Below are 12,767 nucleotides of genomic sequence, written 5' to 3'. Positions count from 1 at the left end.
CACTAAGCTTAGAATATCAAAAACAAAAATAGCGACGTTTAAAATAAAATGATTGTTCGTGAACAGCCTGGTATTTTTAAAGTTTTATTCTCTTGGCGAGGGACGATATTACCAAAAATTCTACCCTCTTTAGGGGTACTCATGTTGATCTCGTCAATCATTGGTGGAGTTGAATATATCAATCTCTACCGTTTTCCAGAAATTCCTTTAGTTAGTTTTACCCTAATTGGCGTTGTCATTTCTATTTTTTTAGGTTTTAAAAATACTGCATGTTATGACCGTTGGTGGGAAGCGCGCAAACTATGGGGTGTCCTGATCGCGACTTCACGTCATTTTGATCGTGACTGCCGTATTTTAACTCAAGCTCGCCGCGAACGTGTCATTCACCATGTTATTGTTTTTGCGAACGTATTACGTGACCGTTTACGCCGCCAAACAGCCAACCCAACTGAGTTAATTCAAACTAGTGGCATGAGTCAACAAGCATTAACCCAGTTATATCAACAAAATAATGCGCCACAATATACGCTTAGCCTTATTCAGTGGGAATTATTACAAGCGCTTAAAGAAGGCGAAATCTCAGATATTATTTATGCTCAAATGAATAAAAATGTTGCAGATTTAAGTGTGGTACAGACTGGCTGTGACCGTATTGCAAATACGCCTATACCTTTTGCCTATTCAGTTTTGCTCAACCGCACTGTTTACTTTTTCTGCTTTATGTTGCCATTTAGTTTAGGTTCTTTACTTGGATTAGCAACACCTTTATTAGTCGGAATTTTGGCATATACATTCTTAGGTTTAGATGCTCTAAGCTCTGAAATTGAAGAGCCTTTCGGTACTCAAAGTAATGATTTACCTTTAGATGCAATGGTACGTAATATCGAAATTGAACTCTTAGGAACGCTGGGAAAACCAACGCCTCCTCCAATTCAAGCTCAAGATAATAACTTGCTCTAGAGCTGTATTAGCGAAAACGCTCCCAAATACCCTGCTGGTCACTCTTTGGCTTAGGGGTGTTACCCAATTTAATCCATGGCATATTTTCACCATGAAAATCACTGCCAATTGAAACAGCCAAATGATGCTGATCAATCATACGATCAATCATTTGGCGAGTAGATAACGGATCTACAGGAGGCGGCAACTCCACAGCGTCTCCACCACAACTGGCAAATAACTCAATCAGATATCGAGTATTGGTTGCCGACAAATCATAACGAGTTGGATGAGCTAAAACTGCCAAACCCTTACTGTTATGAATGACCTCTATTGTTTCTTTTAAGCCCAATCCTTCAAACTTTACAAAGGCGCGCTTACCTTCTTTTAAAAAACGATCAAAAGCTTGTTGAGGACGACTCACCACATTCTTTTCAACCAAGGTTTTGGCAATATGGGTTCTGGTAATACGGTCTGGTTGATTTTCAACTTTATCAAGCACATCTTGGTAAATATCAAAACCAATACACTTTTTTAATAGTTCACAAATAACTTCAGCCCTTTGCGCTCTAATTCTTTTTTGTTGTTCTAATGCTTCCAAAATTGGTGCTTCATCCTGCATGTTCAAAGCCACAATATGTACACCATAGCTTTTTTTTGTACTTGGTCTAGACCATTGGCTTGAAATTTCCACACCAGAAATAATTTGTAAATCATAAGCTTGTGCAGCATTTTTCGCACGTTGCAAGCCGTCCATTGTGTCGTGATCCGTGAGTGCTAAAGTATTCAACTTCACATCCACAGCAGCTTGCACCAACAATTCCGGAGACAAAGTTCCATCAGAAATATTGCTATGTGTATGTAAATCTATGCCTTGCATCTTTTATACTATGCCATTCACCAAACCTGATCAGATACTCTAACATGAAAGCACTTCTGGACTTTGTTCCATTAATTATTTTCTTCTATTTATATAAAACTGTTGATCCTGCAAATGCTCATCACCCGTTGCTTAAACTGATCGGTTCCGCTGGCGGTGTAAATAACAATAATATTCTTGTCGCAACAACAGGCTTAATTATTTCAATGCTTGTGGTATATGGCGCCTTATTTATTTTCCAAAAATTCCGTCTAGATAAACAACAATGGTTTGTATTGTTTATGACCGTTATTTTTGGTGGTATTACGCTCATGTTAAGCGATGATTTTTATATTCGTTTAAAAGCTGCAATTTTGAACTTGGTATTTGCTGGTGCTTTCTTGGTTTCACCTTGGTTTGGTAAAGAACGTAAGCCGCTTATTAAACGATTATTTGACCCGATTTTAGACCTAAGTGAAAAAGCTTGGAAAAACTTAAATTTTGCTTGGGCTGCAATGTTTGTCGTCATGTCTGGTTTACATATTTTCTTCGCGTTTTTATTTCACGGCGGAAAATATTGGGGCGAATTTACCGCATTTGGTGACATGATCGTCATGTTTTCATTTATCATTATTCAGTTCATTATTTTACGTAAACATTTTAAGTCACCAGAAGCTTAATGTTATTTCGGTTTGATTATAGAGATACGATGACATGCCTTTTTTTGTTCTAAGCTGTACCGATAACGAAGGAACTCTAGAGAAACGTTTAGCAGTTCGCCCTCAACACATCGAACGTTTACAAAAGCTTGATGATGAAGGTCGTCTTGTTGCCGCTGGAGCTATGCCTAAAGATCCGAATGACCCTCAGGCTGGTTTTTATGGTAGTACCATGATCGTAGAGTTTGATAGCCGTGAAGCTTTAGATGAATGGTTAAAAGAAGAACCATTCCTGAAAGAAGGTATCTATAGCCATATTGATGTCAAATCGTTTAATAAAGCATTTCCAAAAGGGTAAACGCATGCAGCTTGCAACCAAAAGCTTTCTTGGCTTGTGTTTGATCTGTTCAACTGCTGGCGCAGTTGAACCTGCTGCGACACCAGCACCAGCAACACCAACAACTACACCTTCAACTCAGGCGGCCAAACCAGCACCTACTTCTGCAACTGTAGCTAAACCTGCTGCTACCACGACGGCAGCCACAACACAGCCGCTTACAGCAGAACAAATCGCGAAGAATAAGCAGCAGCAAGATGCAAAAATCAAAGCTTTAGTTCAAGATCAAGCATCTCGCCTTAAACAGCTAGAACATGCAAACCTTGAAGCACTTGCACAAAACCAAGAGCTACAGCTAAAAAACGATAACTTGTCTGTTCAGGTACAAGTTTTACAGAGCGAACGTAGCGCACAAATGTTTTTATATGGTGCGGTAACTCTAGCGGGTGGTGTACTCCTTGGTTTCTTTATCGCTAGTTATATTCATACAAAACGTCGTCGTCAGTGGTAAGCCTGAGCGACTTATTAAACCGAATGAACAAATCAAATCGTATACAAACTGCTGAGCTGGATTGGGTATCTATTGATGGTATTGAGGTGCCCATTTCCAAACAATTTGGTGATGTCTATTTTTCTAAAGATAATGGTCTACTTGAAACAAGACATGTATTTTTAAATGGCAATGACCTATCAGAAAGATTAGCCAATTTACAAGACTTTGAATATTTTAGTGTAGGAGAAACCGGGTTTGGTACTGGTTTAAATATTCTTGCACTCTGGCAACTTTGGCAACAGGTCCGTCCTAATAATCACAGCCATTTACATGCAATTAGTGTAGAAAAATTTCCATTAAGTAAAACAGACCTCATTCGTGCTCTCAATGTATGGGATGAACTTAAACCGCTCGCTAAACAACTTATTGAACAATATCCCTTACCTCTGGCTGGCTGCCATCGTTTAAGTTTTCCCGAGGAACGTTTTAGCATCGACCTATGGTTAGGAGATGCACAAGATATTTTTCCAAGTATGGTAAAAACGAAAGCAGTGAATGCTTGGTTCCTAGATGGTTTTGCACCTTCGTGCAATCCAGACATGTGGGAACAAAACGTTTTAAACAATATTGTTCGTCTTTCTGACTATGGCACTACCTTTGCTTCATTTAGTGTAGCGGGTGTTCTCAAACGTGGGCTAAAAGCTCATGGCATTGATATTTCACGTCCACGCGGCTTCGGGCATAAACGTGAAATGCTTAAAGCAGTGTGGAAAGCACCGTTAAGTGAAGACACTGCACTAGAACCAGATAACCATACTTTCAATTTTAAACAGCAGCATATTGCCGTTATTGGCGCAGGAATTGCTGGTTTAAGCACAGCATGGGCTTTTGCTGAGCGTGGGCACCAAGTTACCCTATTCGAGCGTACAGCGCCTTTATCAGGAGCTTCTGGTAACCCTCTAGCATTGCTCAACCCAAAGCTCTGCCCAATTGAACAAAGTCATGAGCATCTAATGACTTTAAGCTGGCAACATGCGCTGAATTTCTATAAAAAATTTCAAGCATTTCGTCCAATTCAAATACAGCAAATGGCATTAAAAAATACCCAAGATCTTCTCGATCTTGCTGATCAATATCCTGCTGATATTGTTACGCATCAAACAAGCTCACTTGAATCGGACTATCCCCATATTGTATTAAATGAGGCTGGAGCAGTTTCTCCACACCAGTTACGTGATGAAATTTTGTACCATTCAGGTATTGAATTAAAAATTGCTAATATCACGGCACTCAAATCTTTTGACAATACAGTTCAATTAAAGACTAATAATGATGTTATTGCAGAGGCAGATCATGTTGTGGTGTGCTGTGCCCGAGAAAGTGCCGCTTTATTTGAGAACTATCCCCCTTTAAAGCCAATACGTGGACAAGTAAGCTGGGTTAATAACTCTTTTGCACCTCTACCTTTGCATGAAGCATATAGCTATGGTGGCTACTGCATGCAGCTTGACTCATCTCAACTCATTTTAGGGGCATCTTTCTATCCGAACCGAGAAGATCAAGATGTACTTAGCGACGACCATGTGCATAACTTTGAATTAATCCACAGCATATTCCCTACTTATGCAAAACAATTGCCACCTGTAGAACAATGGCAAGGTCGAGCAGCGGTTCGGGCCCAAAGCCCAGATTATTTCCCTGTGATAGGTAAAATGCAGAGTGAAAGTCGTATTTCAACTTTTGCAGGGTTAGGATCAAAAGGTTTTCTATTTGCACCGCTTTGCAGTGAAGTACTTGTCGCCCAAATTTTAGGAGAGACTTGTCCTGTCCCGGAAAGTCTATTACAGAAATTAAGTACTCGACGCTTTCAAAAGAAAGTTAAACCAAAGAAACCTTATTTTAAATCTCAATAGTGCGCTTGAGAAAATTTAGTTCCAATAAAAAAGCACCCGAAGGTGCTTTTTTTTATGCGCCCTGCTCTAGAGGTAAACCTGCATCACGAGCTGCACGCGTCCCCCCCATCAGCACGACATATTCACGCGAGGCATCTAAGTCTTCTAGTTTCTCAGCTGCACGAGGAGCTTTGCTACCACCACCACATAAAATATAAATCGGCTGATCCGCAGCGACTTGGCTCAAAATATCAGCATTTAAATCATTAATCGGGCGACTTATCGCACCTTTAACATGCCCTTCTGCATAAGCACTTGAATCACGGACATCCCAGATAACAGCATTTTCTGGGAACTCAAATGTTGTAATTTCTTGTTTACGGATCATTGTGCACTCCTTTGATGTAAACAACACTTGGCAAATGAAGAAAACCCTCTTAGCATCTCAAATATTCTTTCACTTTGTAAAGGTCTAAACCATGCCTTCTTTCGATATTGTTTCTGAATTAGAGTTATTTGAAGTTAATCATGCGGTTCAAAACACACAAAAAGAGATTGCAACACGCTTTGACTTCCGTGGTCACGATGTTTCTATCGAACTAAACGAAAAAAATAAAGAGATAAAAATCAGCACTGAAAGCGATTTCCAGTGTGAACAAGTTTATAACATGTTAGAAAACCATTTTTATAAACGTAAAATTGATGTGCAAGCACTAGATCCGCAAAAAGCTGCTGCTTCAGGTAAAAATTTTGTACAAGTCATTAAACTTAAAGATGGCCTTGACTCTGATACAGCAAAAAAAATTAATAAAGCCATTAAAGAAAGCGGCGTTAAAGTGCAATCTTCTATTCAAGGCGACAAAATCCGTGTAACCGATAAAAAACGTGACACTTTACAACAAGTCATGACTTTTTTACGTGAACAACAATTTGGTGTGCCATTACAGTTTAATAACTTTAAAGATTAATATCTTTTAGTGACATTCAAATTTAAGGTAATCCCATGTCTCAATCCAATCGACTATTAAAACTGGTAAAAGCAACTTCAAAATTTCCTAAAGGTGTTCGAAGTACGCTTTGGAGCAAGGCATTTGGCCGTATTGTGCCAATGGTGGGTACAGCCAATATTCGCTATCTAGAAGTAGATGTAAACCATGTGACTGTTCGCTTAGAAAACCATAAAAACATGCAGAACCATATTAAAGGTGTTCATGCTGCTGCAATGGCACTTTTAGCAGAGACTGCAACAGGTTTTTTAACGGGTTTACATATTCCTGATAACCGTATTTTATTAATCAAATCATTACATGTTGATTATTTAAAAGTGGTTGAAGGTGGTTTAACAGCAACGGCTACGCTCTCTATCGAACAGCAAAAATATATTGCTGATCATGAAAAAGGCGAACTTGTCATTCCTGTTACTGTCATCGATGATGCAGGCAACGAACCAATCCAATGCCAAATGCTCTGGGCATGGTTACCTAAACGTAAGAAATGATAACTAATTTAAAATATTTTTAGATTGTTATTTACCTCAAGATATAAAACTACAAATTTATATCTTGAGGTCACAATGAAAAGAACACTGATTTTATCCTCGTTATTTACCAGTTTTATATTTACAGCAATGGCTACTCAAGCTGCCGAACCTACAAACAAAACCAGTAAAATTATTCAAACTAAAACTGAGGCAGCAGATAAAATAAGCGCCCAGAATAAAAAAATCGTAACCGATTTCTATGAAGGTGTCTTTTTAAAGCATCAAGTTAAAGAATATGCCGACCGTTATATTGGTCATGAATATATACAACATAATCCTAATGTTCCTGATGGGAAAGCACCATTCGTTAATTTCTTTACTGAGAAATTCCAGAAAAATCCACAAGCAAAAAATGAAATTAAGCGTGCAATCGCAGAAGGCAACTTGGTTGTTTTACATGTCCATTCTACTGAAAACGAAAAAGATCGAGGCAGAGCAATTGTTGATATTTTCCGGGTAGAAAATGGAAAAATCGTAGAGCATTGGGATGTGATACAAAACATTCCAGAGCAAAGTAAAAACTCTAATACAATGTTTTAGCGATAAAAATTAAAGCCTGAATACTGATATTCAGGCTTTATAATACGTTTTATTGAGTTTCTAAAAACTTTTGTTTCGACTCTTCTGGAATTTGGCGCTTGTTACCTTTTACATCAACAGCGACAAAAGTGAAGACCCCTTCGGTAATACGAATTGGAGCACGAGAATCATCATGACTATCCCAAACTTCAATTTGCATTTGAATAGAGGTATTACCCACTTTTAAGATTTTGGTATAGCAGCTAATCACGAAGCCTACTTTTACCGGAACCAAAAAGGTCATCTGATTAATGGAAATCGTAGCACAACGTCCACGACTAAAACGCTCCGCGTGAATTGCTCCAGCCAAGTCCATTTGTGACACGATCCACCCACCAAACACATCACCACTCCAGTTTGTATCTGCTGGCATGGCAATCGTTTGTAAGGATAAAATTCCTTCTGGTTTGGTATAAGCTTCTGACACCTTAGCTCCCGAAATTCGTTTGAAGTTGTTGATCTAGCCACTGTTGCAATTCAGGCGCGCGTAATGCACCGCTCATTCGAGCAACTTCTGTGGTTTTATTCATTAATACAAGGGTAGGAATACTTCTCACATTAAATGCTTGGCTTAAGCGAGGAGACTCTTCGGTATTAATCTTGGCAAAAATGACACGTGGATTCTGTTTTGCAACTTGTGCAAAATGTGGCGCCATCATTTTACAAGGTCCACACCATTCTGCCCATAAATCTATCAAAATAGGCAGATCACTATTTGTGATGTAGTTACTAAAGTTTTGTTCATTTAACTCAATCGGTGCAAGCGGAAGTAATGGCTGATGGCATTGGCCACAACTCGGTTGCGCGCTAAATTTTTCCTCTGGCACTCTATTTTTTGCACCACACGATGCACATACAATAATCATTTACATCACTCCTATATGCTGATGTAAAAATTCTAATTGGGTCGTCACTGCTTTTTCAAACCATGAGCCATGATAAATATCAAAATGTTTCATATCCCATTCATGATAACTCACAAAAGGTGCAATATTAGTCGCAGCTTCACGACTAGACTCAATCGGGATCAAAGAATCATGCTGAGCAGCAATAAATAAAACGGGAATATTAATCTGACGTACGAGTTGAATTGGACGGTAACGCATCAAATTAAAAAAGACACGTGCTGGTACTTCGCCACTCCAATAATAATCTGGATTTACAATCGACAAATACCCATAGTAACTATCTGCTGTTGGCATAAAACATAATTTAAGTTGATCAACAACAGGTAATCTCTTTGGATTAAGACCCATTTTTGAACCCATATAATCTTGGCTCGATAGCTTCAAAGCTTGTGGGTAACGCTGTAACGGATATAGTTTTGCAGTTTCTGCACCATCTACATATGGAATTTGCACCATAATGGCCTGAATATTTTTCAGTTCAGAAGCTAGACTTAAAGCATATCCTCCACTTAAAGATGTGCCCCACAAAACAATTCTTCGATTATCTATAAGTTTACAAGTGGAGGCGTATTGAATAATGGTCTTCCAGTCTTCAAGTTGAGAATTGATAGAAATCATCTCTCGTGGCTTACCTGTACTCCCTCCCCAATATCGATAATCAAATAAAATAACGGCATAGCCTGCCTGAGCAAAACGCTGGGCATATTGAATAAGCTTGAATTGACGTAATCCGGCAAAACCATGTGCCATGATAATTACCGCGGATTTATTATTTGTTTTTGGAATATAAAAGTCAGCTGCGATCATTTCCTGATCACATGGAACATATAAAGGCTCAACCGTATAAGCGTGCATATGTGCTCCGTGGCATTATGGTCGAAGTAATGAATTTACAAAAAACATCCTGATCGCCTTTTAAAAATCTATAGCTGTTCTTTTACATAATTTTTATCTATGTAGGAACAACGTTTTAGTGTCTTGTATCTCAGGTTAAGCTTAATGCTATGATACAGCATAAGAGGTTTTATTAAATTTTGGAGTGACGAAATGTCAGATAATGTTGGTTTCGCAGGTCAAATTGGTCCAGAACATGTGGGGCAAGTTGTAGAAAAAGGATTTAAATCGATTATCAATAATCGACCAGATATGGAAGGCGGTCCAGAGCAACCAACAAGTGCTCAAATTGAAGAAGCAGCACGTCAAGCAGGTCTAGATTACGTTTACCAACCTATAGTTGCAGGTCAAATTACTGAGCTTGATGTCCGTACTTTTGCAAATCACTATAATGAACTTCCAAAACCTGTACTTATGTTCTGCCGTACAGGAAACCGTTCAAACAATCTTTATCAATTAGCAAAACAAATGGATTTGTTAGACGATTAATCTTAAGAAATTAATATTCTATAAAACCCTATTTGTTCCTTAAAGTAGGGTTTTTGAAAAACTTATTTTGCATAAGTCTGCACAAATTCAACAGAACTAATAATAATGTTAATCTAAAGTATTTAAGTCTTTTGTTGAATCATTTATTAATTTTTATGAATAAGTTCATATTCGCACTTTTAAGCTGTTTAATTCTTACAGCATGCTCCTCACTGCAAGTAAAACCTACGGTTGGAGTAACTATGGGTACAAGAATTTGATTAGCTAACCGCTCATAAATATAATGAGCAACCTCATGAAATCTATGTTATTTTATAAATCTAAAAAATTATTTTAAATAACTTATCATTTTAATTGGGGATAATGATGAAACTTACTCATGGGGTATGTGGGATTACTCTGGCTGCTTTTTTGACAGCTTGTGGTGGAGGTGGCGGTGATGGCTACTATAACCAAAATTTAAATTCTGGCTCTACAACGACACCAACCACGCCATCAACAGATCAAGAGTTGGCTACTTCTGTTTTAAAAAGCGTACAGCAAGAAGGAAAATATTTATTTGGTGCCTATGACCTTAATGATGAAAACTTATCAAAAGGTTATATCGATCATGCATTAGATACTTTCGCACAAGGACCCTTAAAATTAACTCTAGATATTAGAAAAGTAGATCTCACTCAATATTCTGATCACTATCGTGACAAATGTTTTATTAATAGTACTACAGACTATCGCGCTTGCTACGTTTTTAAAGGGGAAGAAATAAAATCATTACTTACAGGTTATAATGATTGGGATTTTGATATTACGGCAGATGATTTAAAGAATATTAAACTAGCATCTGACAATATCTCACCAAATCTACAGGAATATCAATCTAATACGAGAATTTATATTTTTGAAAATGAAAATAAGGATAAAAATTTCCAAGATGTAACTATTACTGGAGCTTTTGCATACCCATTCCAACAATCATGGGGACTCCAACAAACCAAGCAAAAAAGATTTGTATTAATTAACTCAACGACAAGTGATTATAAAATTACTACAACGGCCACAGTTCAAGATCCACAAACAGGTCAACCAACTGAAAAAGAGATCACTACAGGTGCGATGAGCGTATATAAAGATAATACATCAACTGATGGTGATCTATATGTAATTCAAGGGGGATCAGGTTTTAACGTACTCATCAATGATAACCCTAATGTTCCTTACGCAGAACCAATTTCATTTGTTGTAAATTCGACTCCAGGCAATACGAATAATGCGACATATCAAGTAAAACTCAGTGGTAATCAAGTATTGAGTTTACCAAGTATTACTGGTATTGAAGGAAGTCGCGTTGAGAATCAATCTCCAACAACGAATACACAGAAATTTAATGGTAGCATCTATCTGGAAGGACAAAATATTTTCACTTTTAAACAGTCTCCGAATGGAACTATATTAAATTTCAAACATGTAATTAATAGTATAAATATTGAAGGTCAGTCTATTAATCAAAATGGAACTGTTTCAACTACTTTAAAATCACCTTTTGAGCAAAAATTTACATTTTAAAGCTAAATAATTAGAACCAAACCCTCTGTTCAAGAGGGTTTTTCTATATATTCTAAATATCTATTAGCATAGCTTAACTACAATGTTCGATATTATTATTATTGGCGCAGGTACTGCTGGTATTAGCGCATATAAAGAAGCCGTTAAACATACCAATAATATTTTAATTATAAATGATGGACCATGGGATACTACTTGCGCACGTGTAGGGTGTATGCCAAGTAAAGTTCTCATCTCTACAGCAAATCGTATGTATGACATACAAAATGCTCAACAAGTTGGGTTGAATGCTTTAGTGGATATTAATACTGATCAGGTTATGGAACATGTAAGAACCTTACGTGACCGCTTTACGAAGGCGACCCTTAAAGATGTAGAGCAATGGCCAACTGAACATAAAATTTCAGGTAAAGCACGTTTTATTGATTCGAAAACTATTGAAGTGGATGGTAAACAATATCAATCAAAAAGCTTTATTCTGGCGGTTGGTTCCACTCCTAATTATGATCAAACATGGAAACAAGAATTAGGTGATCGCCTTATTACTACAGACCAAATATTTGAATTAGGCACTCTACCTAAATCTATTGCTGTTATTGGAAGTGGAGTAATTGCCCTAGAGATTGCCCAAGCCATGCATCGCTTGGGTGTAGAAACAACTATATTTGCTCGTAGTAAAAGAATTGGAATATTTACTAGCTCTAAATTACAGCAACTTGCTCAACAAGAGTTAAGTAAAGAGTTAAATTTTTTATTTGAGATATTACCTAGCGCAGTTAAGTCTACTTCTAATGGCGTTATATTAAATTATAAAATTGATGAAAAAGAAAAATCTATTCAAGCTGAGTATGTGTTATCTGCAACAGGCCGTTCAAGCCTACTTGATACCCTAAAGCTAGATAATATTGATAAATCTTTTATTGATATTAAGTTATTACCCATAGATGCAAAGACAAAACAGTTAGATAAGTATCCAATTTTTATTGTAGGAGATGCTTATACTTCAACACCCTTACAACATGAAGCAGCGCATGAAGGGAAAAAAGTTGTTTATAACTGTTTGAATTATCCACAAGTTAATCCAGTTAAGACCCTCACTCCATTAGGAATAGTATTCAGTCATCCAGAAATGGCAATTGTAGGGCAAAGTTATAAGCAGCTAAAAGATAATGGAGTAGAATTTGTTACGGGCGAAGTTTCTTACGAAAAACAAGGAAGAGCTATTGTTCTCGGAAAAAATAAAGGTGCAATTGAAGTTTATATAGAACGAGAAACTCAAAAACTACTTGGTGCCGAGTTATTTACAGAAGCAACAGAACATATGGCTCACCTATTAAGCTGGATCATTGGTGAAGGATTAACTTTAAATGACATTTTAGAAAAACCTTTTTATCATCCCACTCTCGAAGAGGGTCTGCGCACCGCTCTAAAACATGCTCGTAGACAGTTAACATAATACATTTAAAAGAGCTTTCTTAATTTTAAAGTTAGCTCTTATTCATTTCCCACTAATAATTTTTAGAACAGAGCACCTGTACAAATGTTCTTTTAGAGTTGTTTTTTATATTTATTTTTCATTATGTATAAAAAACACCCCGGTTTCTTTCGAGACCGG

16 protein-coding genes are annotated in these 12,767 nt (G+C 37.3%); 11 read left to right on the top strand and 5 right to left on the bottom strand.

The genetic code is table 11. The features are described from left to right. The first annotated feature begins 48 nt into the window (after positions 1-48). Positions 49-960, top strand: a complete 912-nt coding sequence (locus NE363_RS02740; protein ID WP_019457460.1) for a bestrophin family protein — start codon at positions 49-51, stop codon at positions 958-960. Between the two features lie 7 nt (positions 961-967). Here the strand turns inward: NE363_RS02740 and NE363_RS02735 are convergent, their stop codons facing one another. After that, positions 968-1,819, bottom strand: a complete 852-nt coding sequence (locus NE363_RS02735; protein WP_445535773.1) for a PHP domain-containing protein — start codon at positions 1,817-1,819, stop codon at positions 968-970. A 44-nt stretch (positions 1,820-1,863) separates the two neighbouring features. Between NE363_RS02735 and NE363_RS02730 the strand changes: the two genes are divergently transcribed. From NE363_RS02730 to mnmC, 4 genes are read left to right on the top strand one after another with little or no spacing between them, the layout of a single operon-like run. Beyond that, positions 1,864-2,478 carry a septation protein IspZ gene (locus NE363_RS02730; protein WP_004705653.1) on the top strand — a complete coding sequence of 205 codons (615 nt, stop codon included), beginning with the start codon at positions 1,864-1,866 and terminating at the stop codon, positions 2,476-2,478. Positions 2,479-2,512: 34 nt separating this feature from the next. After that, positions 2,513-2,815 (top strand): YciI family protein, encoded by a 303-nt coding sequence (locus NE363_RS02725; protein ID WP_068936680.1) that lies wholly within the window; start codon positions 2,513-2,515, stop codon positions 2,813-2,815. Positions 2,816-2,819: 4 nt separating this feature from the next. After that, positions 2,820-3,305, top strand: a complete 486-nt coding sequence (locus NE363_RS02720) for a hypothetical protein (RefSeq protein ID WP_191001103.1) — start codon at positions 2,820-2,822, stop codon at positions 3,303-3,305. A 23-nt stretch (positions 3,306-3,328) separates the two neighbouring features. Beyond that, complete coding sequence (gene mnmC, locus NE363_RS02715; RefSeq protein ID WP_445535772.1) at positions 3,329-5,200, top strand: FAD-dependent 5-carboxymethylaminomethyl-2-thiouridine(34) oxidoreductase MnmC; 1,872 nt, start codon at positions 3,329-3,331, stop codon at positions 5,198-5,200. A gap of 52 nt (positions 5,201-5,252) precedes the next feature. Here mnmC and NE363_RS02710 read toward each other — a convergent pair whose 3' ends face one another. After that, positions 5,253-5,567, bottom strand: a complete 315-nt coding sequence (locus NE363_RS02710; RefSeq protein WP_019457454.1) for a rhodanese-like domain-containing protein — start codon at positions 5,565-5,567, stop codon at positions 5,253-5,255. Between the two features lie 91 nt (positions 5,568-5,658). On the opposite strand from NE363_RS02710, the gene NE363_RS02705 reads away from it, so the two are divergent. The 3 genes from NE363_RS02705 to NE363_RS02695 all read left to right on the top strand — a co-directional run bounded on the left by NE363_RS02705 (position 5,659) and on the right by NE363_RS02695 (position 7,259). After that, entirely contained in the window at positions 5,659-6,147 is a 489-nt protein-coding gene (locus NE363_RS02705; protein WP_002051423.1) for a YajQ family cyclic di-GMP-binding protein, read from the top strand. Between the two features lie 35 nt (positions 6,148-6,182). Beyond that, complete coding sequence (locus NE363_RS02700; protein WP_019457453.1) at positions 6,183-6,677, top strand: DUF4442 domain-containing protein; 495 nt, start codon at positions 6,183-6,185, stop codon at positions 6,675-6,677. A 75-nt stretch (positions 6,678-6,752) separates the two neighbouring features. Beyond that, complete coding sequence (locus NE363_RS02695) at positions 6,753-7,259, top strand: nuclear transport factor 2 family protein (RefSeq protein ID WP_049063460.1); 507 nt, start codon at positions 6,753-6,755, stop codon at positions 7,257-7,259. A gap of 49 nt (positions 7,260-7,308) precedes the next feature. Here NE363_RS02695 and NE363_RS02690 read toward each other — a convergent pair whose 3' ends face one another. The 3 genes from NE363_RS02690 to NE363_RS02680 are packed head-to-tail and all read right to left on the bottom strand — an operon-like array spanning position 7,309 to position 9,061. After that, a complete protein-coding gene (locus NE363_RS02690) occupies positions 7,309-7,725 on the bottom strand; it encodes an acyl-CoA thioesterase (protein ID WP_199999405.1) in 417 nt (138 codons plus the stop codon). Position 7,726: 1 nt separating this feature from the next. Beyond that, positions 7,727-8,164 (bottom strand): thioredoxin TrxC, encoded by a 438-nt coding sequence (trxC, locus tag NE363_RS02685; protein ID WP_445535771.1) that lies wholly within the window; start codon positions 8,162-8,164, stop codon positions 7,727-7,729. Further along, complete coding sequence (locus NE363_RS02680; protein ID WP_039253040.1) at positions 8,165-9,061, bottom strand: alpha/beta hydrolase; 897 nt, start codon at positions 9,059-9,061, stop codon at positions 8,165-8,167. A 192-nt stretch (positions 9,062-9,253) separates the two neighbouring features. Between NE363_RS02680 and NE363_RS02675 the strand changes: the two genes are divergently transcribed. From NE363_RS02675 to NE363_RS02665, 3 genes are all read left to right on the top strand, one after another. Further along, entirely contained in the window at positions 9,254-9,589 is a 336-nt protein-coding gene (locus tag NE363_RS02675; RefSeq protein ID WP_445535770.1) for a TIGR01244 family sulfur transferase, read from the top strand. Between the two features lie 366 nt (positions 9,590-9,955). Beyond that, positions 9,956-11,152 (top strand): hypothetical protein, encoded by a 1,197-nt coding sequence (locus tag NE363_RS02670; protein WP_445536352.1) that lies wholly within the window; start codon positions 9,956-9,958, stop codon positions 11,150-11,152. Between the two features lie 82 nt (positions 11,153-11,234). Further along, complete coding sequence (locus NE363_RS02665) at positions 11,235-12,608, top strand: dihydrolipoyl dehydrogenase (RefSeq protein WP_445535769.1); 1,374 nt, start codon at positions 11,235-11,237, stop codon at positions 12,606-12,608. Positions 12,609-12,767 lie beyond the last annotated feature (159 nt).

The organism is Acinetobacter sp. G18 (genome assembly GCF_052660225.1).
This window is presented reverse-complemented; position numbering and strand designations above follow the sequence as displayed.

Bases quoted from the DNA above. Each gene is read 5' to 3' on its own strand.
- NE363_RS02740 (WP_019457460.1), top strand. From the start codon at position 49: ATGATTGTTCGTGAACAGCCTGGTATTTTTAAAGTTTTATTCTCTTGG.
- NE363_RS02735 (WP_445535773.1), bottom strand. From the start codon at position 1,819: ATGCAAGGCATAGATTTACATACACATAGCAATATTTCTGATGGAACT.
- NE363_RS02730 (WP_004705653.1), top strand. From the start codon at position 1,864: ATGAAAGCACTTCTGGACTTTGTTCCATTAATTATTTTCTTCTATTTA.
- NE363_RS02725 (WP_068936680.1), top strand. From the start codon at position 2,513: ATGCCTTTTTTTGTTCTAAGCTGTACCGATAACGAAGGAACTCTAGAG.
- NE363_RS02720 (WP_191001103.1), top strand. From the start codon at position 2,820: ATGCAGCTTGCAACCAAAAGCTTTCTTGGCTTGTGTTTGATCTGTTCA.
- mnmC (WP_445535772.1), top strand. From the start codon at position 3,329: ATGAACAAATCAAATCGTATACAAACTGCTGAGCTGGATTGGGTATCT.
- NE363_RS02710 (WP_019457454.1), bottom strand. From the start codon at position 5,567: ATGATCCGTAAACAAGAAATTACAACATTTGAGTTCCCAGAAAATGCT.
- NE363_RS02705 (WP_002051423.1), top strand. From the start codon at position 5,659: ATGCCTTCTTTCGATATTGTTTCTGAATTAGAGTTATTTGAAGTTAAT.
- NE363_RS02700 (WP_019457453.1), top strand. From the start codon at position 6,183: ATGTCTCAATCCAATCGACTATTAAAACTGGTAAAAGCAACTTCAAAA.
- NE363_RS02695 (WP_049063460.1), top strand. From the start codon at position 6,753: ATGAAAAGAACACTGATTTTATCCTCGTTATTTACCAGTTTTATATTT.
- trxC (WP_445535771.1), bottom strand. From the start codon at position 8,164: ATGATTATTGTATGTGCATCGTGTGGTGCAAAAAATAGAGTGCCAGAG.
- NE363_RS02680 (WP_039253040.1), bottom strand. From the start codon at position 9,061: ATGCACGCTTATACGGTTGAGCCTTTATATGTTCCATGTGATCAGGAA.
- NE363_RS02675 (WP_445535770.1), top strand. From the start codon at position 9,254: ATGTCAGATAATGTTGGTTTCGCAGGTCAAATTGGTCCAGAACATGTG.
- NE363_RS02670 (WP_445536352.1), top strand. From the start codon at position 9,956: ATGAAACTTACTCATGGGGTATGTGGGATTACTCTGGCTGCTTTTTTG.
- NE363_RS02665 (WP_445535769.1), top strand. From the start codon at position 11,235: ATGTTCGATATTATTATTATTGGCGCAGGTACTGCTGGTATTAGCGCA.